The sequence below is a fragment of the Streptomyces sp. NPDC033174 genome, from assembly GCF_055577795.1.
On sequence record NZ_JBVIPQ010000002.1, the window covers coordinates 294,789 to 314,715 of the forward strand.

At 71.1% G+C, this 19,927-nt stretch carries 19 protein-coding genes and 1 riboswitch; of the genes, 9 read left to right on the plus strand and 10 right to left on the minus strand.

Annotated elements, in window-relative coordinates; translation table 11 throughout:
- Window positions 1–53: 53 nt before the first annotated feature.
- From rsgA to ACZ5VC_RS07645, 3 genes are read right to left on the minus strand one after another with little or no spacing between them, the layout of a single operon-like run.
- Window positions 54–1,067, minus strand: coding sequence for a ribosome small subunit-dependent GTPase A (gene rsgA / locus ACZ5VC_RS07635; RefSeq protein ID WP_469119187.1), 1,014 nt, complete (start codon window positions 1,065–1,067; stop codon window positions 54–56).
- A 4-nt stretch (window positions 1,068–1,071) separates the two neighbouring features.
- The gene (gene aroA, locus ACZ5VC_RS07640) at window positions 1,072–2,409 is read right to left on the minus strand and encodes a 3-phosphoshikimate 1-carboxyvinyltransferase (protein ID WP_469119188.1); all 1,338 of its coding nucleotides are present in this window, start codon (window positions 2,407–2,409) and stop codon (window positions 1,072–1,074) included.
- Window positions 2,410–2,429: 20 nt separating this feature from the next.
- Window positions 2,430–3,113 carry a M50 family metallopeptidase gene (locus ACZ5VC_RS07645; RefSeq protein WP_469119189.1) on the minus strand — a complete coding sequence of 228 codons (684 nt, stop codon included), beginning with the start codon at window positions 3,111–3,113 and terminating at the stop codon, window positions 2,430–2,432.
- 49 nt (window positions 3,114–3,162) lie between these two features.
- Between ACZ5VC_RS07645 and ACZ5VC_RS07650 the strand changes: the two genes are divergently transcribed.
- From ACZ5VC_RS07650 to def, 8 genes are all read left to right on the plus strand, one after another.
- Window positions 3,163–3,978, plus strand: coding sequence for an SOS response-associated peptidase (locus ACZ5VC_RS07650; protein WP_469119190.1), 816 nt, complete (start codon window positions 3,163–3,165; stop codon window positions 3,976–3,978).
- Window positions 3,979–4,047: 69 nt separating this feature from the next.
- Entirely contained in the window at window positions 4,048–4,686 is a 639-nt protein-coding gene (locus ACZ5VC_RS07655; RefSeq protein ID WP_469119191.1) for an alpha/beta hydrolase family protein, read from the plus strand.
- 223 nt (window positions 4,687–4,909) lie between these two features.
- On the plus strand, window positions 4,910–5,566 hold the full coding sequence (locus tag ACZ5VC_RS07660) for a sigma-70 family RNA polymerase sigma factor (protein ID WP_352186978.1): 657 nt from the start codon (window positions 4,910–4,912) through the stop codon (window positions 5,564–5,566).
- Window positions 5,563–5,868: a mycothiol system anti-sigma-R factor gene (rsrA, locus tag ACZ5VC_RS07665; RefSeq protein ID WP_468707264.1), complete on the plus strand. Its 306-nt coding sequence runs from the start codon at window positions 5,563–5,565 to the stop codon at window positions 5,866–5,868. The genes ACZ5VC_RS07660 and rsrA overlap by 4 nt, the downstream gene beginning before the upstream one ends.
- Window positions 5,869–6,062: 194 nt before the next feature.
- A complete protein-coding gene (locus tag ACZ5VC_RS07670; protein WP_469119192.1) occupies window positions 6,063–7,568 on the plus strand; it encodes an HD-GYP domain-containing protein in 1,506 nt (501 codons plus the stop codon).
- On the plus strand, window positions 7,565–8,857 hold the full coding sequence (locus ACZ5VC_RS07675) for an HD-GYP domain-containing protein (protein WP_469119193.1): 1,293 nt from the start codon (window positions 7,565–7,567) through the stop codon (window positions 8,855–8,857). The genes ACZ5VC_RS07670 and ACZ5VC_RS07675 overlap by 4 nt, the downstream gene beginning before the upstream one ends.
- A gap of 115 nt (window positions 8,858–8,972) precedes the next feature.
- A complete protein-coding gene (locus ACZ5VC_RS07680; RefSeq protein WP_468707437.1) occupies window positions 8,973–9,953 on the plus strand; it encodes a tetratricopeptide repeat protein in 981 nt (326 codons plus the stop codon).
- Between the two features lie 61 nt (window positions 9,954–10,014).
- A complete protein-coding gene (def, locus tag ACZ5VC_RS07685; protein ID WP_468707260.1) occupies window positions 10,015–10,644 on the plus strand; it encodes a peptide deformylase in 630 nt (209 codons plus the stop codon).
- On the opposite strand, the gene ACZ5VC_RS07690 is transcribed toward def, so the two are convergent.
- From ACZ5VC_RS07690 to ACZ5VC_RS07720, 7 genes are all read right to left on the minus strand, one after another.
- Window positions 10,620–11,009 (minus strand): ribosomal maturation YjgA family protein, encoded by a 390-nt coding sequence (locus tag ACZ5VC_RS07690; protein WP_469119194.1) that lies wholly within the window; start codon window positions 11,007–11,009, stop codon window positions 10,620–10,622. The two genes, def and ACZ5VC_RS07690, sit on opposite strands and share 25 nt — an antisense overlap.
- Window positions 11,010–11,013: 4 nt before the next feature.
- A complete protein-coding gene (locus tag ACZ5VC_RS07695; protein WP_469119195.1) occupies window positions 11,014–12,033 on the minus strand; it encodes a ribonucleotide-diphosphate reductase subunit beta in 1,020 nt (339 codons plus the stop codon).
- A complete protein-coding gene (locus ACZ5VC_RS07700; protein ID WP_469119196.1) occupies window positions 12,033–14,381 on the minus strand; it encodes a ribonucleoside-diphosphate reductase subunit alpha in 2,349 nt (782 codons plus the stop codon). The genes ACZ5VC_RS07695 and ACZ5VC_RS07700 overlap by 1 nt, the downstream gene beginning before the upstream one ends.
- Window positions 14,382–14,520: 139 nt before the next feature.
- Window positions 14,521–14,642: riboswitch (cobalamin riboswitch) on the minus strand.
- Between the two features lie 62 nt (window positions 14,643–14,704).
- Entirely contained in the window at window positions 14,705–15,208 is a 504-nt protein-coding gene (locus tag ACZ5VC_RS07705) for a GNAT family N-acetyltransferase (RefSeq protein ID WP_469119197.1), read from the minus strand.
- 77 nt (window positions 15,209–15,285) lie between these two features.
- Entirely contained in the window at window positions 15,286–16,920 is a 1,635-nt protein-coding gene (gene mctP, locus ACZ5VC_RS07710) for a monocarboxylate uptake permease MctP (RefSeq protein ID WP_469119198.1), read from the minus strand.
- Complete coding sequence (locus ACZ5VC_RS07715; RefSeq protein ID WP_469119199.1) at window positions 16,917–17,162, minus strand: DUF3311 domain-containing protein; 246 nt, start codon at window positions 17,160–17,162, stop codon at window positions 16,917–16,919. Before ACZ5VC_RS07715 ends, mctP begins: the two co-directional genes overlap by 4 nt.
- A 201-nt stretch (window positions 17,163–17,363) precedes the next feature.
- Window positions 17,364–18,128, minus strand: a complete 765-nt coding sequence (locus tag ACZ5VC_RS07720; protein WP_468707432.1) for a GntR family transcriptional regulator — start codon at window positions 18,126–18,128, stop codon at window positions 17,364–17,366.
- 322 nt (window positions 18,129–18,450) lie between these two features.
- Here ACZ5VC_RS07720 and ACZ5VC_RS07725 point away from each other — a divergent pair, with 322 nt between their 5' ends.
- Window positions 18,451–19,734, plus strand: coding sequence for an extracellular solute-binding protein (locus ACZ5VC_RS07725; protein WP_469119200.1), 1,284 nt, complete (start codon window positions 18,451–18,453; stop codon window positions 19,732–19,734).
- Window positions 19,735–19,927: the final 193 nt, after the last annotated feature.

Genomic DNA, 19,927 nt, shown 5'->3' on the forward strand with positions numbered 1-19,927 from the left:
ACTTGGTGCGATTATGCATTTACCAGGCGTGGGCGAGGGCAAACGCGCGCGACTCAGTCGCCCTCTCGTCGCTCCCGGGTCGACAGCAGCCGCCGCAGCGAGTAGAGCCTGGCGGGATCGGCGTGACCGTCGGCGACCCACGTGTCCAGCGCGCACTCCGGCTCGTCGTGGCTGCACGCGCGCGGGCAGCCCTCCGTACCCGGTACGAGCTCGGGGAAGGCCAGGATCACCCGTGACGGATCCACATGGTGGAGTCCGAACGACCGCACTCCGGGGGTGTCGATCACCCAGCCGCCCTCCGCGTCGTTCAGCGGGAGGGCCAGCGCCGAGGTGGTGGTGTGCCGGCCGCGGCCGGTGACCGCGTTGACCACACCGGTGCTGCGCCGCCGGTCCTCCGGCACCAGCGCGTTGACCAGCGTCGTCTTGCCGACCCCGGAGTGGCCGACGAACGCGGTGGTCCGGCCCTTGAGGTGTTCGTGGACCCGCTCGGCCGCCACGCCGTCGACGAACTCGTCGCGGGTCGTGACCACATGGGGGACGCCCAGCGCGCCGTACATCTCCAGGAGCTCGTCCGGCTTGGCCAGGTCCGACTTGGTCAGCACGAGCAGCGGCGTGAGCCCGCCGTCGTACGCGGCGACCAGACACCGGTCGATCAGCCGGGGGCGTGGCTCGGGGTCGGCGAGCGCCGTCACGATCGCCAGCTGGTCGGCGTTGGCGACGACCACCCGCTCGAACGGATCGTCGTCGTCGGCGGTGCGCCGCAGGACGGAGGTGCGCTCTCCGATCCGGACGATCCGGGCCAGGGTGTCCTTCTCACCGGAGAGATCCCCCACGATGGAGACCCGGTCCCCGACGACCGCGGCCTTGCGGCCCAGCTCGCGGGCCTTCATCGCCATCACGACGCGGTCGTCGACCAGGCAGGTCAGCCGGCCCCGGTCGACGGTCAGGACCATGCCCTCGACCGCGTCCTCGTGCTTCGGGCGGATGTTGGTGCGCGGCCGGTTGCCCTTGCGGTTGGGGCGGACGCGGATGTCGTCCTCGTCGGGGTTCTTGCCGTATCGGCGCATGTCGTCAGGCCTCGAGCATTCCGGTCCACATCTGCGGGAAGTCCGGCAGGGTCTTCGCGGTGGTCCCCACATTCTCGATCCGCACGCCCTCGACCGCGAGGCCGATGATCGAGCCGGCCGTGGCCATGCGGTGGTCGTCGTACGTGTGGAAGACGCCGCCGTGCAGCGGGCGCGGGCGGATGTGCAGACCGTCGGCGGTCTCCGTGACATCGCCGCCGAGCTCGTTGATCTCCTTGGTGAGCGCGGCCAGCCGATCCGTCTCGTGGAGTCGCAGATGGGCGACCCCGCGCAGGGTCGAGGGGGAGTCGGCGAGCGCGGCGACCGCCGCGATGCCCGGGGTGAGTTCGCCGACCTCGCTCAGGTCGACGTCGATGCCGTGGATCGTGCCGGTGCCGGTGAAGGTCAGACCGGCGTCGGTCAGCTCGCAGGAGCCACCCATCTCGGTGAAGATCTCCCGCAGCGCGTCACCGGGCTGGGTGGTCCGCTCGGGCCAGTCGGGGATCGTGACACGGCCGCCGGTGACCAGCGCGGCGGCCAGGAACGGCTGGGCGTTGGAGAGATCCGGCTCGACGGTCAGGTCCCGGCCGAGCAGCGCCGAGGGGGAGACCCGCCAGACGTTCGGCTCGCCGCCGGTCTCCGGCTCGTCGACCTGTGCGCCGACCGTACGGAGCATGTCGACGGTCATCCGGATGTGCGGCAGCGAGGGCAGCCGGTCGCCGGTGTGCCGTACCTCCACGCCCTGGTTGAAGCGGGGCGCCGACAGCAGCAGGGCGCTGACGAACTGCGAGGACGAGGACGCGTCGATCTCCACCGGACCGCCGTCCAGCGCGCCGCTGCCGTGCACGGTCAGCGGGAGCGAGCCGCGGCCGTCGTCGTCGATCCGGGCGCCGAGGGTACGCAGGGCGTCGATGACGCCGTTCAAGGGGCGCTCGTAGGAGCGGGGGTCGCCGTCGAAGCGGACCGGGCCGTCGGCGAGCGCCGCGACCGGAGGCAGGAAGCGCATGACCGTGCCGGCGTTGCCGACATCGACGGTCGCCTGGCCCTGCAGCCGGGCCGGGATGATCCGCCAGGCCTCGCCCGTGGCGTCCGGCGCCCCGGTCACGGAGGAGGAGGACACGGTCTCCTCGATGCCGACACCCATGGTGCGCAGCGCCTCGGCCATCAGCAGGGTGTCGCGGGAGCGCAGCGGCCGGCGCAGCCAGCCGGGCTCGGCCGCCAGCGCGGCGAGGACAAGGGCCCGATTGGTGACCGACTTCGAACCGGGCACGGTGACGGTCGCGTCGACGGTCCCACGCGCGTACGGGGCGGGCCAGAGGGCGGGGTGCACGGAACTCTCGGTCATGCCCTCACTTTAGTGGGGGCCTACAAGTGGAGAAGCCAGCGCCCGCCGCCGATGAGCGAGCAGAGCGACACGGCGTGGAAGAGGAACAGCCACAGCACCGGGGGCACGTGGGTGAGCCGGGAGAGCTGGTCGGCGTCCGAGTCGGGGGCGCCGCCGTGCCGCCGCTTGGACTGCAGCTCGAAGCCGGGACGCACGCCGCCAAGGAGCAGGAACCAGACCGCCGTGTAGGCGAAGGCGGACTGCACGGCGGGCTCCGTCAGCCAGGAGACGAGGAGGAACGCGGCGCCCGTGAGGATGACGGTGAGCGCCCCGTACGCGTTGCGGATCATCACCAGCATGGCCAGCAGCAGGGCCGTCGCGAGCCAGAGCAGCAGGGTGATGTGGTCGGCGGCGAGCAGCCAGGCACCGCCGAGGCCGAGGAGCGGCGGGGCGGTGTAGCCGGCGGCGGCGGTCAGGATCATGCCGAGACCGGAGGGCCGGCCTCGGCTGACGGTGAGGCCGCTGGTGTCCGAGTGCAGCCGGATGCCGTCGAGGCGGCGGCCGGTGACGAGGGCGATGAGTCCGTGGCCGCCCTCGTGGGCGATGGTGATCGCGTTCCGGGAGAGCCGCCAGGCGGTCCGGGGGACGACGGCGAGCAGCGCGGCGAGCGCGGTCGCTATGACGAGCCACTGCTCCGGGGCGGGCTGGGTGGTGAAGACATCCATTTCTCGGGCCGCTCCTCGGGGTGGCGTCGGGCATGGCAGTGTGGCACGTATGTGCGGACGGTATTCAGCGAGTCGTGGGCCCGAGGACCTGGTGGCGCTCTTCGAGGTCGAGAAGTGGGAGCCGGAGGAGACGCTGGCGCCCGACTGGAACGTGGCCCCGACCAAAGAGGTGTACGCGGTACTCGAACGTCCTCTGAAGGACGCCGAATCGCCCCGGCCGGTTCGCCAGCTGCGCGCACTGAAGTGGGGACTCGTGCCGTCGTGGGCCACGTCGCCGGAGGGCGCGGCCCGGATGATCAACGCGCGGGCGGAGACCGTCCACGAGAAGCCGTCGTTCCGGCGCGCGTTCTCGTCCCGGCGGTGCCTCCTGCCGGCGGACGGTTATTACGAGTGGGTGACCGGCGCGGGGGAGCGGGAGCTGGAGGTCGAGGGCAAGAGGAAGCGGTCCAGGAAGCAGCCGTACTTCGTGACCCCCTCCGACGGGTCGGTCTTCGCGATGGCGGGCCTCTACGAGTTCTGGCGGGACCGCACCCTGCCGGACGACCACCCCCGGGCGTGGTGGGTCACCTGCTCGGTGATCACGACCGAGGCCGAGACGGGCCCTCTGGGCGTGGCGCCGGTGGAGGGTCCGCGCTCGCTGGCGGACATCCACCCCCGGATGCCGCTGATGCTGACGCCGGACCGCTGGGACGCGTGGCTGGACCCGTCGCGCACGGACGAGGAGGAGCTGAGGTCGCTCCTGGCGCCGCCGCCGGAGGGACTGATGAGGGCGTATCCGGTGCCGACGGCGGTGAGCGACGTCCGCAACAACGGACCGGAGCTGCTCAAGGAACTGGACGGTCCGGAGGAGATCACGCTGTTCTGAGCGGGCTCCCGGGGCCGGCCCCCGTGCGGCGGCCGGGTCTCCCGGGACGGCGCGCGCGAGGATGGACGCGTGAGTCGAACGCAGAGTGTGGAGACGGACGCGGGGACAGCCCGGGTCACCTGGGTCGAGGCGGCGGAGGCCTGGGCCGTGCTGGCGCTCGGGCACGGGGCCGGAGGCGGCATCGAGGCACGGGATCTGCGGGCGCTGGCCGGGAGCCTGCCCGCGCGCGGAGTGACCGTCGCCCTGGTCGAGCAGCCCTGGCGGGTCGCCGGGAAGAAGGTGGCGCCCGCGCCGAAGACGCTGGACACCGGCTGGCGGGGCGTGTGGCCCGTGCTCGCCGGGCCGGGGCTGCCGGTGGTCGCCGGCGGACGCAGCGCGGGGGCGAGGGTCGCCTGCCGGACCGCCGCCGAGCTCGGCGCCCGGGCCGTACTGGCGCTCAGCTTCCCCCTCCACCCGCCCGGCAGGCCCGAGAAGTCCCGCGCCGACGAGCTGCTCGGGGCCGGCGTCCCCACGCTCGTCGTCCAGGGCGGGAACGACCCGTTCGGGAAGCCGGCGGAATTCCCCGGCGGGACGTACGACCTCGTCGAGGTGGACTCCGGCGATCATGGCTTCGCCGTGCCCCGGCGCGCCCCTCTCACCCAGGAGGACGCGCTCGCGGTCATCACCGACGGCGTCGGCGAATGGATCACCGCCCTCCGGGAATGTTGAGCGCGCGATCACTGTTGTGACGGGCATCGGTAAGAGCTTTGGAGAGGGAGTCAGTCGCATGGGTTCGACCATCTGCCCGAGCCGCCCGCACGCCGCTGACCTGGACTGGACGGTGCTGCCCGCGGCGAGGACCGCCTCTATTCGGGCGGCGGGTGGAGGGGTTCCTCGTCTATCCTCCGAAGCGAGCGGGTCCGCATTCGGGTTCGCCGCAGCGTTGGAGGAGGTGGGTCCGGTCACTGGGACCGACACAGGGACCGACGACGGCCCCGAGGAGACGACCGCCGAGCGCAATGCGCGCTTCGAGCGGGACGCCCTCGGATACCTCGACCAGATGTACTCCGCCGCGCTGCGCATGACGCGCAACCCCGCCGACGCGGAGGACCTGGTCCAGGAGACCTATGCCAAGGCGTACGGCTCCTTCCACCAGTTCCGTGAGGGCACCAACCTCAAGGCGTGGCTGTACCGGATCCTCACGAACACCTTCATCAACTCGTACCGCAAGAAGCAGCGCGAGCCCCAGCGCAGCGCCGCCGAGGAGATCGAGGACTGGCAGCTCGCCCGCGCCGAGTCGCACATGTCGACCGGTCTGCGGTCCGCCGAGTCGCAGGCCCTCGACCACCTCCCCGACTCCGATGTGAAGGAAGCCCTGCAGGCGATCCCCGAGGAGTTCCGCATCGCCGTCTATCTGGCCGATGTAGAGGGCTTTGCGTACAAGGAGATCGCGGACATCATGGGGACACCCATCGGTACGGTGATGTCCCGACTGCACCGGGGCCGCCGCCAGCTGCGCGGCATGCTCGAGGACTACGCCCGTGACCGCGGGCTGGTACCCGCGGGCGCCGGAGAGTCGTCGAACGATCTGAAAGGCTCGGGCTCATGAGCTGCGGAGAGCCGCACGAGACGGATTGCGCTGAGGTCCTCGATCATCTCTACGAGTTCCTCGATCATGAGATGCCCGACAGTGACTGCACCAAGTTCGAGGTCCACTTCGAGGAGTGCTCCCCGTGCCTGGAGAAGTACGGCCTTGAGCAGGCCGTGAAGAAGCTGGTCAAGCGCTGCTGCGGGCACGACGACGTCCCGACCGACCTGCGGGCCAAGGTCATGGGCCGGATCGATCTGATCCGCTCGGGGCAGGCCGTGCCGGAGCACGATGTGACCGCCACCGCCCCTCAGGAGACCTGAGCGGCTTCTCGCCCCAGGGGCGCGTCGCGATTCCCGCGGCGCGCCCCTCGCGCGTGTACGCGCATTCCGCGCCCCCGGCGCTCCCGAAGCCCGACATCACCCGATGGTACGAATCGGCTGCTACGAGCCCTGCCCCGCGCCCCAACTCGCTAGCGTGACGGACGATTTCACGCGACACGGGGAGGGCGGCGACGGTGACGGCGATTCCGGTCGCGGCGCGCGCGTACATCGGGTGCGTCACCCTCTGTGCCGTGGCGTGCGTCCTGCCCGCGGCGCTCCCCCTCTCCGCCGTGCCCGCGCGGCCCTGGAGCACCGTCGCCCTGGTCGCCGGTGTGTACGCCGTGTGCGAGATGCCCGCCCGCTGCCCGTTCCTGCGGCGCGCGCCGGGCGGCTCGGTCCCCATGGGCGCCGGCTCCTTCTTCCCCGTACTCCTCGCGGCGGCGCTGCTGCTGCCACCAGCTGGGGCCGCGCTGGCCGCGGTGCCAGGCGCGCTCGTCGCCCGGGTGGAGCAGCGCCCGGCCGGCGTACGGCGTCTGTGGCGCGCCGCTCAACTGGCCCTCGCCACCTGGACGGCCGCGGGGGCGGCGGCGCTGCTCGGCGGGCCGGCCGCGCTCGGCGGCGGTGGCCACGGGCTGCGGCTGCCGGACTTCCCGTACATCCTGCTGCCGGCCGGTGCCTCGGCGCTCACCTTCTGTCTGGTGCTCACCGTCCTCGACGGCGGCATCCTCGCCACCGCCGAACGGCTTCCGCCGCGCACCGCCTGGCGAGGTCTGCTGGGCCGCTCGCTCGCCCCGCACGCCGTGCACGGGCTGGCGGGCCTGATGATGGCGGTGCTGTGGCGCAGTGAGTACGGGCCGGTGGCCGCGCTGTTCGTGCTGCTGCCGATGTACATCACCTGCTGGGTCTTCGCGCAGTACCACCGCGAACGGGCCGCCCACCAGGCGACGATCAGGGCGCTCGTCCAGGCCGTCGACATCAAGGACAAGTACACCCGCGGCCACAGTGAGCGGGTCGGCCGGGCGTCGGTGCTGATCGCCCGTGAACTCGGCATGGAGGAGGGCCGGCTGGAGGTCCTGCGGTTCGCCGGGATCCTGCACGACGTCGGGAAGCTCGGTGTGCCGACCCGGGTGTTGCGCAAGGACGGTCCGCTGACCCCGGACGAACGCCGCGTCATCGAACTGCACCCGGAGTACGGGCACGAGATGGTGCGCGGCATCGCATTCCTGGGCGAGGCCCGGTCGGCGATCCTGCACCACCACGAGCGGATGGACGGCAGAGGCTATCCGTACGGCCTGAGCGGTCACCAGATCCCGGAGTTCGCGCGCGTGGTGGCCGTCGCGGACGCCTTCGACGCCATGACCTCCACCCGGTCCTACTCCAGGGCCAGACCGGTGGCCACGGCGGTGGCGGAGCTCGAGCGCTGCGCCGGGACGCACTTCGACCCGAAAATGGTACGGGCGCTGGTGCGCGCGCTGGACCGGCACGGCTGGCAGACGGCGGTCACCTCCGACGAGCCGCATCCGTCGCCGGGAGGGAACGTTCCGCCGCCGCGGCCCCCAGGGGAGGAGACCGCCCCGCCCGCGGCGGAAGACACCGGCCGGCCCGCGGCCGAAGAGGCCGACCGGTCCTCCGCCGTCCGCCCGCGGCCCCCGGCCGGGGCACCCTCCGGTCGCCGCGCACGGCCCGGGGGCCACGCGTGAGAGCCGCCCGGCCCTTCGTCCCGCCCGTGATCGGCGTGATCCACTGCGCCGCCGGCGCCCTCACCCTCGTCGCCCTCGCGCACACCCTCTGGTACGGGGTCGACGAGCCGCGCATCGCCCTCGCCTTCGGGGTGCTCATCGCCGTCGGGGAGCTGGCCCGCTGGGGCGCCCTGCCCGGCGAGCGCGAACCCGCGCCCCTCTCGGCCGCCGGGGCACTCGCGTACGCGCTGCTGGGCGAGAGCGGCGGCCGGCCCACCACGCACGGGGTCCTCCAGGTCGTCGCCGTCGTGGTGGCCGCGGCCCTCGCCGGGGCCGTGCCGCACGTGGCCCGGGGGCGCGGACCGGCGCTCGACCATGTGGCACGGCGGACCCTGACCGTCGCCTTCGCCGCCGTCTGCTTCCAGCCGCTCTACAACGTCGGCGAGGTCACCCACCGCCTCGGCCACGGCCCCGCCCACGCCCTCTTCCTGCTGATCCTGCTGGTGCTCACCGCCCTCTGCGACGCCGTGCTGGCCGCCCTGACGCGGCGCGCCCGCAGCCTCCCCCGCCAAGCCCGGCGCAGAGGGGGCACCCCCGCCCCCTTCGGCCCCCTCCTGCGCGACGAGCTGCGCACCCTCATCGGCATCGGCTCAGCCGTGTGCGCGACCTGTGCGGTCATGGCCCTCGGTGTCGCCGTCGCCGGGCTGTGGGCACTGCCGGTCTTCTGCGTGCCGCTGCTGCTCACCCAGCTGTCCTTCCGGCGCTACACCGCCGTGCGCACCACCAACCGCCAGACCATCGCCTCCCTGGCCCGGGCGACCGAGGTCGCCGGATACACGCCGGCGGGCCATGCCCGCCGGGTCGCAACCCTCAGCGGGGCGGTCGGGCGCGAGATGGGGCTGTCGGGCTACGAGCTGACCGTCCTCGAGTACGCCGCCCTGATGCACGACATCGGACAGTTGTCCCTCGTGGACCCCGTTCCCGAGGGCGCCACGGCCCTCCTCCCGGCCGAGGAGCAGCGCCGCATCGCCCTCCTCGGCGGCGCAGTGGTCCGCCAGACCGGCGTCCCGCCGACCGTCGCCCTGATCGTCGAACGTCAGGCCGACCCGTACCGCGAGCAGCCCCTGCCCGCGCGGATCGTCCGCACCGTCAACGCGTACGACGATCTCGCGGGAGACAGCGCGGGAGGGGCCCTCACGGCCCTCGAGCGCCTGCGGCTGGGCACCGCGCGCGACTATCAGCCGGAAGTCGTCGAGTCACTCGCCAAGGTCCTCACCCGCGGCGGTCTTACCGCGTCCCCGCCTGGGTAACCCATGGGTAATGAGCGGGCGTCCGACCGGGCATGGTTGGATGCGAACAAGAGGGTGACAAGAGTTGTCGAGGGATCCCTCGGGCCTGGACCCGAGTGACCGGCAGGCGGGAATCGTGAGGATCTTCGGGAAGGTACGGCATCGGCCCTCCGCCTCGTGGCGGCAGGCCACCGACCGCGCGTTCACGCTGATCGGTGACGGCCGGTACGAGGACGCGGGTGCGCTGCTGACGCGCGCGGCGGACCTTGAGCCCTGGCTCTCCGAGTCCTGGTTCAATCTGGCGCTGCTGCACAAGTTCCGGCACGACTGGGAGCAGGCGCGCGCCGCGGGCCTGCGGGCCGTCGCGCTGCTCGACAAGGAGACCGGCGCCCCCGACTGGTGGAACGTCGGCATCGCCGCCACCGCGCTCCAGGACTGGCCGCTGGCCCGCCGCGCCTGGCAGGCGTACGGGCTGAAGGTGCCCGGCGCCTCCGCCGGGACGGGTGAGCCCGCCGGCATGGACCTCGGCAGCGCGGCCGTGCGGCTCTCCCCCGAGGGGGAGGCGGAGGTCGTGTGGGGCCGCCGGCTCGATCCGGCCCGCATGGAGGTGCTCTCCATCCCGCTGCCGTCCTCCGGGCGGCGCTGGGGCGAGGTCGTGCTGCACGACGGCGTTCCGCACGGCGAGCGGACCACGTCCGCCGGCCCGTCCTTCCCCGTCTTCGACGAGATCGAGCTCTGGGCGCCGTCGCCCGTCCCGACCTGGGTGGTGCTCCTGGAGGCCGCGACCGAGGCCGACCGCAACGCACTGGAGCAGCTCGCCGCGGACGCGGGCTTCGCCGCCGAGGACTGGTCGTCGTCGGTGCGGCTGCTGTGCCGTGCCTGTTCGGAGTCGACCATGCCGAGCGCCGAGGGCGAGGGCGAGCACCTGGACCCGCACGACCACAGTGAGCCGGGCCACCCCGGGCCGCTCGGCCACCGTTCGCCGGGCGAGCTGTGGGTGCCGGAGCGCGAGTGCGGTATCGCGGCGCCCGCGGGTCTGGTCCGCGGTCTCCTCGACGGCTGGGTGGCGGACAGCCCCGACAGCCGTGAGTGGCGGGATCTCGAAGAAGTCTGCTGACCGCTGCCCGTAGGCTGTACGCGACCACAGGCTGAGGTTTTGAGGAAGGCGTACGGCGGACATGTCGCAGCAGGAGACTGACGAGCAGGTGAACGACGGCTTCGTCGTCGACACGGAGGACTGCGAGGCGCGTGAGCTCGCGTACCGCGAGCGCGGCACGTCGCGCCCGATCACGGTCGTCGGCAACCCGGTGCTCCACAAGGAGTGCAAGGACGTCACCGAGTTCGACGACAAGCTCGCGTCGCTGATCGACGACATGTTCGCCAGTCAGAGGACGGCCGAGGGCGTGGGCCTGGCGGCCAACCAGATCGGTGTGGACCTGAAGGTCTTCGTCTACGACTGCATGGACGACGAGGGCGTGCGCCACGTCGGCGTGGTGTGCAACCCGGTCCTCGAGGAGCTGCCGGCCGACCGCCGCGTCCTCGACGAGGCCAACGAGGGCTGCCTGTCGGTCCCCACGGCCTACGCCGAACTGGCCCGCCCCGACTATGCGGTGGTGCGCGGTCAGGACGCCCAGGGCAACCCGATCAAGGTGCGGGGCACGGGCTACTTCGCGCGCTGCCTCCAGCACGAGACGGACCACCTGTACGGCTACCTGTACATCGACCGGCTCTCCAAGCGGGACCGCAAGGACGCGCTGCGGCAGATGTCCGAGGGCACCCCGCGCTACGAGACCGTCCCGAACGACTGACGCGCGTCCAGGGCGCGGTGGACGGCCCAGCCGGCCGCCGCGCCGACCGCGTACCAGAGCAGATCCGGTGCGTTGAACGAGGTGCCGAGAACCAGCCGCGCGAGAGTGCTGCGCTCGGCCAGTTCCGCGGGGACGCCGGTGAGCTGGAACAGCTCCACCGCGCAGCTGAAGCCCAGTGCGACGCCCGCCGCCGTCAGCGGCCTGACCCGGGGCGCGAGCAGCACCACCAGGGCGAGGATCAGCACGGTGTAGAGCGCGTCCCCCGCGTACTTGGCCACCTCACCCGTCGCCGCCGACCTGATGCCCAGGCCCGCGGCGACGGTGAGCGCGGCGGCGGCGCAGGCCGCCGCCCGGGTGCGGATCACTCGCTCAGAAGTCCTCGTCCAGGTCGACGGAGCCCTCCACCGCCACCTGGTACGCGGACGGCCGGCGCTCGAAGAAGTTCGTCAGCTCCTGGACGCCCTGGAGCTCCATGAACGCGAACGGGTTCTCGGAGCCGTACACCGGGGCGAAGCCCAGACGCGTCAGGCGCTGGTCGGCGACGCACTGGAGGTACTCGCGCATCGACTCGGTGTTCATGCCGGGCAGGCCGTCACCGCACAGGTCGCGGCCGAACTGCAGCTCCGCCTCGACGGCTTCCTTCAGCATGTCGGTGACCTGCTGACGCAGTGCGTCGTCGAAGAGCTCGGGCTCCTCCTTGCGGACGGTGTCCACGACCTCGAAGGCGAAGTTCATGTGCATCGTCTCGTCGCGGAACACCCAGTTGGTGCCGGTCGCCAGGCCGTGCAGCAGACCGCGCGAGCGGAACCAGTAGACGTAGGCGAAGGCGCCGTAGAAGAACAGGCCCTCGATGCACGCCGCGAAGCAGATCAGGTTCAGCAGGAAGCGGCGGCGGTCGGCCTGGGTCTCCAGGCGCTCGATCTTCTCCACCGAGTCCATCCAGCGGAAGCAGAACTGCGCCTTCTCCCGGATGGAGGGGATCTCCTCGACCGCGTCGAACGCGGCGGCGCGGTCGGCCGGATCGGGCAGATAGGTGTCGAGCAGCGTCAGATAGAACTGGACGTGCACGGCCTCCTCGAAGAGCTGCCGGCTCAGGTACAGCCGCGCCTCGGGGGAGTTGATGTGCTTGTAGAGCGTGAGCACCAGGTTGTTGGAGACGATCGAGTCGCCCGTCGCGAAGAACGCGACCAGTCGGCCGATCATGTGCTGCTCGCCGGGGGTGAGCTTGGCGAGGTCGGCGACGTCGGAGTGCAGGTCGACCTCCTCCACCGTCCAGGTGTTCTTGATCGCGTCCCGGTAGCGCTCGTAGAAGTCCGGGTAGCGCATCGGCCGCAGGGTCAGCTCGAAGCCCGGGTCCAGAAGGTTCTTCTCGGCGTTGGTCGTCGTCATTACTGGCAGGCCTCGCAGGACTCGGGGTTCTCAAGGGAGCAGGCGACGGCCTCTTCGGGCGTGGCCTGTACGGGGATCGGCGCGGCGGCGGCCGCGCGGGCGATCCGGGTCGCCGGGCGGGAGCGCAGGTAGTACGTCGTCTTCAGCCCCCGCTTCCAGGCGTAGGCGTACATCGAGGAGAGCTTCCCGATGGTCGGCGTCTCCAGGAAGAGGTTCAGCGACTGCGACTGGTCCAGGAACGGCGTGCGGTCCGCCGCCATGTCGATCAGGCCGCGCTGCGGGATCTCCCACGCCGTGCGGTACAGCTCGCGGACATCGGCCGGGATCCAGCTGAAGCCCTGCACCGATCCGCTCGCCTCGCGCAGCGCCTCCCGGGTCTGCGCGTCCCAGACGCCGAGCTTCTTCAGCTCGTCGACCAAGTAGCCGTTGACCTGGAGGAATTCACCGCTCAGCGTCTCGCGCTTGAAGAGGTTGGAGACCTGCGGCTCGATGCACTCGTACACGCCCGCGATGGAGGCGATGGTCGCCGTCGGGGCGATGGCGAGCAGCAGCGAGTTGCGCATGCCGACCGAGGCGATCCGGGCGCGCAGCGCCGCCCAGCGCTCCGGCCAGTTCAGCTCCACGTCGTAGTGGTCGGGGTGCAGGACACCGCGTGCGGAGCGGGTCTTCTCCCAGGCGGGGAGCGGGCCGCTCCGCTCGGCGAGGTCCGTGGAGGCCTCGTACGCGGCGAGCATGATCCGCTCGGCGATCCTCGTCGACAGGGCGCGGGCCTCGGCCGAGTCGAACGGCAGCTTCAGCTTGAAGAAGACGTCCTGGAGGCCCATGGCGCCCAGGCCCACCGGGCGCCAGCGGGCGTTGGAGCGGCCCGCCTGCTCGGTCGGGTAGAAGTTGATGTCGACGACCCGGTCGAGGAAGGTGACGGCCGTACGGACCGTCTCGTCGAGGCGCTCCCAGTCGATGTCTCCCGAGGCGAGCACGAACGCGCCGAGGTTGACCGAGCCGAGGTTGCAGACGGCCGTCTCGCCGTCGTCCGTCACCTCCAGGATCTCGGTGCACAGGTTCGAGGAGTGGACCGTGTGGCCGGGCTCCGCCGTCTGGTTCGCGGTGCGGTTGGACGCGTCCTTGAAGGTCATCCAGCCGTTGCCGGTCTGGGCGAGGGTGCGCATCATGCGGCCGTACAGATCCCGGGCCGGCATGGTCTTGCGGGCCAGGCCCTTTGCCTCGGCCGCGCGGTAGGCGGCGTCGAAGGCGTCGCCCCAGAGGTCGACCAGCTCGGGCACGTCGGCCGGGGAGAACAGCGACCACTCGGCGTCGGCGTTCACCCGGCGCATGAACTCGTCGGGGATCCAGTGCGCCAGATTGAGGTTGTGCGTACGGCGCTGGTCCTCACCGGTGTTGTCGCGGAGCTCCAGGAACTCCTCGATGTCGGCGTGCCAGGTCTCCAGGTAGACGGCGGCGGCGCCCTTGCGACGGCCGCCCTGGTTCACGGCGGCGACGGAGGCGTCGAGGGTCTTGAGGAACGGCACGATGCCGTTGGAGTGCCCGTTCGTGCCGCGGATCAGCGAACCGCGGGCGCGGACGCGGGAGTACGAGAGTCCGATGCCGCCGGCGTGCTTGGAGAGCCGCGCCACCTGGTGGTAGCGGTCGTAGATCGAGTCGAGCTCGTCCTGCGGGGAGTCCAGCAGATAGCAGGAGGACATCTGCGGGTGCCGGGTGCCCGAGTTGAAGAGCGTGGGGGAGGAGGGCAGATAGTCGAGCCGGCTCATCAGGCCGTACAGCGCGGCGACCTCGTCCAGCGCGCGGACGCTCTCGTCCTCGGCGAGCCCGGCGGCCACCCGGAGCATGAAGTGCTGCGGGGTCTCGACGACCTTGCGGGTGATCGGGTGCCGGAGCAGATAGCGCGAGTACAGCGTCCGCAGACCGAAGTAGCCGAAGCGGTCGTCCGCGTCGGGGTCGATGAGCGTGTCGAGCCGTGCCGTGTGGAGACGGACGAACTCGGCCGTGCGGTCGGCGATCAGGCCCTCGCGGTGGCCGACGGCGACCGACGCGGAGAACGACACGGCGCCCTGGCCCGCGGCCTCGTCCGCGATCGTGCGGGTGAGCAGCCGGGCGGCGAGCCGTGAGTAGGCGGGGTCCTCGGAGATCAGGCCGGCGGCCGCCTCGGTGGCCAGCTCCCGCAGTTCCGCCGCGTCCGAGCCGGCGTGCCGGCCGCGCAGCGCGGCGGCGGCGACCCGTCCGGGGTCGGTGTCGGGCAGATCGGCGGTGAGGTCGGTCAGGATCCGCAGAAGCACGGTCCCGGGTCCGTCGGTCTCGATCGCCGATGCCGGATCGGCGGGCGCGATGGTCACGTGGGGGCTCTCCCTCGCTCGGCTCGGGGCCGGCGGGGGAGGCGGCGGGGCGCACGGGCACACACCGGCGAGCGGTGGATGCGCGGCGTCCACCGGCCCACTCCACGAGGCCCGGACGTCTTCGGCGCCAGGACCGGACGGACCAGGCGCACCATCGGCAGGTGTTCGGACTTGAGGGTGCGCAAACGCACCTGACACACCGTTGCGGGACAGTTCCGGATTCGCACCGGATTCCCCTGCGGCGACAGCGAGCATGAGCATACATGTGGGGGGAGATGGATGCGTCACCCCCCACATGTTGTGTCTTCGCGCGTGGAGGGCGGTCAGAGCTCCAACGCGTAGGTGAGCAGCGGCGCGAGCTCGGGGACCGGTGACCAGTCCCGCTCGGGGGTCCTGGTGAACCCCAGGCGCTCGTAGATCCGGTGCGCGGAGACCATGGCGTGCTGGGTCGACAGCACCAGCCGTACGCAGCCCTCGGTCGCCCGTGCCCGCTCCACACAGGCCCGTACGAGAGCCTCCCCGACGCCCCGCCCCCGCGCGTCCTTCGCGACCGCGAGCATCCGGAACTCGGCCTCGCCCTCCCGGGCGACATCGGCCCAGGGCCCGCCGGAACCGACGAACGTCACTCCCCCGAGCAGCCGTCCGGCACGGTCGACGGCGACCAGGACCTCGGCCTGCGCGGCGCGCCGTGCCACGTCCCGCAGGACGTGCAGATAGGCGTCGTCGCCGCCGAAGTCCAGGAGCCCGTCCCCGAGATAGGCCTGCGCAGTGATCTCGCCCAGCTCCTCGTACTCGGCGGGGGTGACGCGTCTGAGGGTGAAGTCCATGGGGATCAGTGTGCCCGGCGGGCACGGCGAAGGGCCCGGAGTTTCCTCGCGTAGACTCCGGGCCCTTCGTGCGCTGGTCAGTGGCCGCCCGGCGCCCCCGCCGTGGCCGGCGGCAGCTCCACCTGCACGCCCGGGTCGCCCGCGTCCGCCGTGTAGTCCGACGGGGACGTCTCGTCGATGCCGTCGGGGGCCTTGAGGGCCCGCAGGACGAAGGTCAGGACCACCGTCACCACCACATTGAGGACGAACGCGGTGAGACCGATGTAGCCGATCTCGCCGATGCCCGGGATCTCCGCGGACGAGCCGCCGAAGTGCTTCTGCGTGGGGCTCGCGACGCCGTACGCGGCCGCCGTGCCGTAGACCATGCCCACGGCCCAGCCCGCGAGCAGCGCCCAGCGGTGGCACCAGCGGGTGAACAGACCGCCCACCAGCGCCGGGAAGGTCTGCAGGATCCAGATGCCGCCCAGCAGCTGGAAGTTGATGGCGACGGTCTTGTCCATGGTGAGGACGAAGGCCAGCGCTCCCACCTTCACCAGCAGCGACACCAGCTTGGACACCTTGGTCTCCTGCTCCGGAGTGGCGTCCGGCTTCAGGAAGTCCTTGTAGATGTTGCGGGTGAAGAGGTTCGCGGCGGCGATCGACATGATGGCCGCCGGGACCAGCGCGCCGATGCCGATGGCGGCGAAGGCGACACCCGTGAACCAGTCCGGGAACATGTTCTCGAACAGCTGCGGGATGGCCAGCTGGCCGTTCTTCACCTTCACGCCCGCGGCAATCGCCATGAAGCCGAGCAGCGCCAGCAGCCCCAGCATCAGTGAATAGAGCGGCAGGATCGTGGTGTTGCGGCGGATCACGTCACGGCTGCGCGAGGAGAGCGTCGCGGTGATCGAGTGCGGATACATGAAGAGCGCGAGGGCCGAACCGAGCGCGAGCGTCGCATAGCCCCACTGGCCCATCTCCCCGGGCACCAGCGCGCCGCGCGGCTTGCCGGTCGCCGGGTTGATCTGCGCGTACGCCTCACCGGCCCTGGCGAAGATCTCGTCGAAGCCGCCGAGCTTGATCGGGATGTAGATGATCGCCACCGCGATGACGATGTAGATCAGCGTGTCCTTGACGAACGCGATGAGCGCCGGGGCCCGCAGACCCGAGGAGTAGGTGTACGCCGCCAGGACACCGAAGGCGATCAGCAGCGGCAGGTCCTTGACGAACCAGTGGGTGGTCTCGCCGCCGCCCACGCCCATCACGTCGAGCACGGCCTGGATGCCGACGAGCTGGAGCGCGATGTACGGCATGGTGGCGAGGATGCCGGTGACCGCGACCGCCAGGGAGAGGCCCTTGGAGCCGAAGCGGCCGCGGACGAAGTCGGAGGTGGTGACGTAGCCGTGCTTGTGCGACACCGACCACAGCCGCGGCAGGAAGGTGAAGATCAGCGGATAGACCAGGATCGTGTACGGCACGGCGAAGAAGCCCGCGGCGCCGGCCGCGTAGATCGCCGCCGGGACGGCCACGAAGGTGTACGCGGTGTAGAGGTCGCCGCCGAGCAGGAACCAGGTGACCCAGGTGCCGAACGAGCGCCCGCCCAGGCCCCATTCGTCCAGGCTGTTCTCGTTCTCCGCTCTGCGCCAGCGCGAGGCGAGGAAGCCCAGGACCGTGACGGCCAGGAAGAAGAAGATGAAGACGGCGAGTGCGACGCCGTTCACGCCGTCCTTCACTTCGACGCACCTCCCTTGCGGGCGCGCTGGTCACGCTGCCACAGCTGGTAGGCGGTCATGGTCAGCGCGGTGGAGATGAGGACCCAGAGCATCTGGTACCAGTAGAAGAACGGCATGCCGAGGAACGTCGGCTCCACCTTGGCGTAGGAGCTCACCCAGAGCATCGCCACGAACGGCACGACGAGGCAGAGCGCCACCACCACCCTCACGGGCGTGACGGCAGGTTGCTTTTCTTGTGACATACGGCGTTTCCGTCCCCTCGCTGAACACCATGGCTCACCTGCGTAATGCGCAGGAAATCTAGGGGACGGTTTCGCCTGATGGAACCCCCGTCCGAATAACGGACGAGTATCAGTGCCCCGACACCCGTCACGTATTCAGGAGGCCAAAGGTTCACGGCAGTTCGGCCGCTGGGCCGGTCGGCGGTCCGGCAGGTCGGAGGTTCAGCCGTTGGGGCGCTGGAGCCTCGCGACGAACTTGTACCGGTCGCCCCGGTACACCGACCGCACCCATTCCACCGGCTCGCCGTTCCCGTCCAGTGAGTGCCGGGACAGCATCAGCATCGGCAGGCCGACGTCGGTGCCCAGCAGACCCGCCTCGCGCGGCGTCGCCAGGGACGTCTCGATCGTCTCCTCGGCCTCGGCGAGATGGACGTCGTACACCTCCGCCAGCGCCGTGTAGAGGGAGGTGTACTTCACCAGGGAGCGCCGCAGCGCGGGGAAGCGCTTCGCGGACAGGTGGGTCGTCTCGATCGCCATCGGCTCGCCGCTCGCGAGCCGCAGCCGCTCGATCCGCAGCACCCGCCCGCCCGCGTTGATGTCGAGCAGCCCCGCGAGGGTGTCGTCCGCCGTGACATAGCCGATGTCGAGCAGCTGGGAGGTGGGTTCGAGCCCCTGGGCCCGCATGTCCTCGGTGTACGAGGTGAGCTGGAGCGCCTGTGACACCTTCGGCTTGGCGACGAAGGTGCCCTTGCCCTGGATGCGCTCCAGGCGGCCCTCGACCACCAGCTCCTGGAGGGCCTGGCGCACCGTGGTGCGCGAGGTGTCGAACTCGGCCGCGAGGGTGCGCTCCGGCGGCACCGGGGTGCCCGGCGGGAGCGTCTCCGTCATGTCGAGCAAGTGCCGCTTGAGCCGGTAGTACTTGGGCACGCGCGCGGTGCGGGTCGCGGCCCCGCCCTCGGTCTCCGTACCGCCCCCGTCCGTGGCCATGGCCTGCCTTCCCGACTCCTGCGCTGCTGCCGTCACCGGCTCCTCCGTCTGTAGCGGCTCACATGGTGGCACGGACCGGTCACAGGTCGTCGCTCCACCTCAGGTGTCGGTCCGGTAACGGACGCGACTGCCCTTCTTATACACCCTTGACACCCCTAAAGGTCTAGGCCAAGCTCCGGGTACTGGTCTAAACCATTAAAGACCAGGTCCCAGCCCCACGGGCAGTACCCGCCGCGCATGTCGCAGGTCCTGGCATGTCTCGGCGGAGCGGAGTTCTCGGGCGGTGGTGGGGGAAGTCTCTTGCATCCCTGAGGAGGGTGTCGTGAAGCGCAAGCTCATCGCGGCGATTGGTGTCGCGGGCATGATGGTCGGCATGGCCGCCTGTGGCAGCGACAAGGGTGACGGCGGCAAGGAGGCGGGCGGCGACAAGACGCTGACCGTCTGGGTCATGGACGGTTCGGCTCCCGACGCCTGGATCAAGCAGGTCAACAAGGAGTTCGAGGCCAAGCACAAGGGCGTCAAGGTCAAGGTCGAGATCCAGCAGTGGAAGGGCATCCAGGAGAAGGTCACCACGGCCCTGTCCGAGGACACCCCGCCGGACGTCCTGGAGCTCGGCAACACCCAGACCGCCGGTTACGCCGTCACCGAGGGCCTCGCGGACCTCACCGCCGACAAGTCGAAGCTCGGCTACGACGGCTGGAACAAGGGCATGCTCGCCTCGAACGAGCTCGACGGCAAGCTCTACTCCGCCCCCTGGTACGCCGCCAACCGTGTCGTCGTCTACGACAAGGCCCTCTTCAAGAAGGCCGGCGTCACCCCGCCGAAGACCCGCGCCGAGTGGATCGACGGACTGAAGAAGATCAAGGCGTCGGACTCCAAGGTCCAGCCCATCTACCTGCCCGGCCAGAGCTGGTACGTCTACGCGGGCCTCCTGTGGGACGAGGGCGCCGACCTCGCCGTCAAGGACGGCGACAAGTGGAAGGGCAACCTGTCCTCCCCGCAGGCCGCCGCCGCCATGAACTTCTACAAGGAGCTGCAGTCCTACTCGACCGCTCCCAAGGACAAGGACGAGGCGACCCCGCAGCAGTCCACCGACATCGTCCCCAAGGGCGGAGTCGCGTCCTGGATCGGTCTCGGCTGGGAGGCCGGCGGCGCCATCGACGCCATGAAGAAGGCCGGCAAGACCGCCGACTTCGGCTACTTCCCGATCCCGGGCAAGACCGCCGACAAGCCGGGCTCCGTCTTCTTCGGCGGCTCCAACCTCGCCGTGGCCGAGCGCTCGCAGAACAAGGACCTGGCCAAGGAGTGGCTGGCCCTGGCCGCCGGCAAGGAGCAGATGGCCAAGTACGCCGCGGCCACCGGTGGCGCGCTGCTCCCGAACAACGACGCGTCGCAGTTCAAGGCACCGGCCGGTTCCTTCGCCGAGGCGATGGCCCTGGCCGCGCCCGTCGGCAAGATCACCCCGGTGACCTCCGGCTGGGCGAACGTCGAGACCGAGCCCAACCCGATCAAGGACTACATGACCAAGGTCCTCAAGGGTGAGGACGCCGCGAAGGCCGGCGAGGCGGCCGACAAGGTGATCACCGAGCGCATCAACCAGAAGTAGTCGTCGCACCCGGTGGTGGGGGGGGGGGGGGGGGGGGGGGGGGGGGAAAAGGGGGGGGGGGGGGGGGGGGGGGGGGGGGGGAGGGAGGGGGGGGGGGGGGGGGGCCCCCCCCACGCTAACCAGCACGCGCACGACGCCCGGTTCGCCCGCACCACACGGCTACCGCGGAGAAAAAGCCTCCTCGATCCACCGC

Excerpts from the sequence above, each read along its gene's own strand:
- ACZ5VC_RS07645 (WP_469119189.1), bottom strand. The coding sequence starts at position 3,113 with ATGGATGTCTTCACCACCCAGCCCGCCCCGGAGCAGTGGCTCGTCATA.
- aroA (WP_469119188.1), bottom strand. The coding sequence starts at position 2,409 with ATGACCGAGAGTTCCGTGCACCCCGCCCTCTGGCCCGCCCCGTACGCG.
- ACZ5VC_RS07705 (WP_469119197.1), bottom strand. The coding sequence starts at position 15,208 with ATGGACTTCACCCTCAGACGCGTCACCCCCGCCGAGTACGAGGAGCTG.
- ACZ5VC_RS07695 (WP_469119195.1), bottom strand. The coding sequence starts at position 12,033 with ATGACGACGACCAACGCCGAGAAGAACCTTCTGGACCCGGGCTTCGAG.
- def (WP_468707260.1), top strand. The coding sequence starts at position 10,015 with ATGTCGCAGCAGGAGACTGACGAGCAGGTGAACGACGGCTTCGTCGTC.
- rsgA (WP_469119187.1), bottom strand. The coding sequence starts at position 1,067 with ATGCGCCGATACGGCAAGAACCCCGACGAGGACGACATCCGCGTCCGC.
- ACZ5VC_RS07715 (WP_469119199.1), bottom strand. The coding sequence starts at position 17,162 with ATGTCACAAGAAAAGCAACCTGCCGTCACGCCCGTGAGGGTGGTGGTG.
- ACZ5VC_RS07720 (WP_468707432.1), bottom strand. The coding sequence starts at position 18,128 with ATGGCCACGGACGGGGGCGGTACGGAGACCGAGGGCGGGGCCGCGACC.
- rsrA (WP_468707264.1), top strand. The coding sequence starts at position 5,563 with ATGAGCTGCGGAGAGCCGCACGAGACGGATTGCGCTGAGGTCCTCGAT.
- ACZ5VC_RS07650 (WP_469119190.1), top strand. The coding sequence starts at position 3,163 with ATGTGCGGACGGTATTCAGCGAGTCGTGGGCCCGAGGACCTGGTGGCG.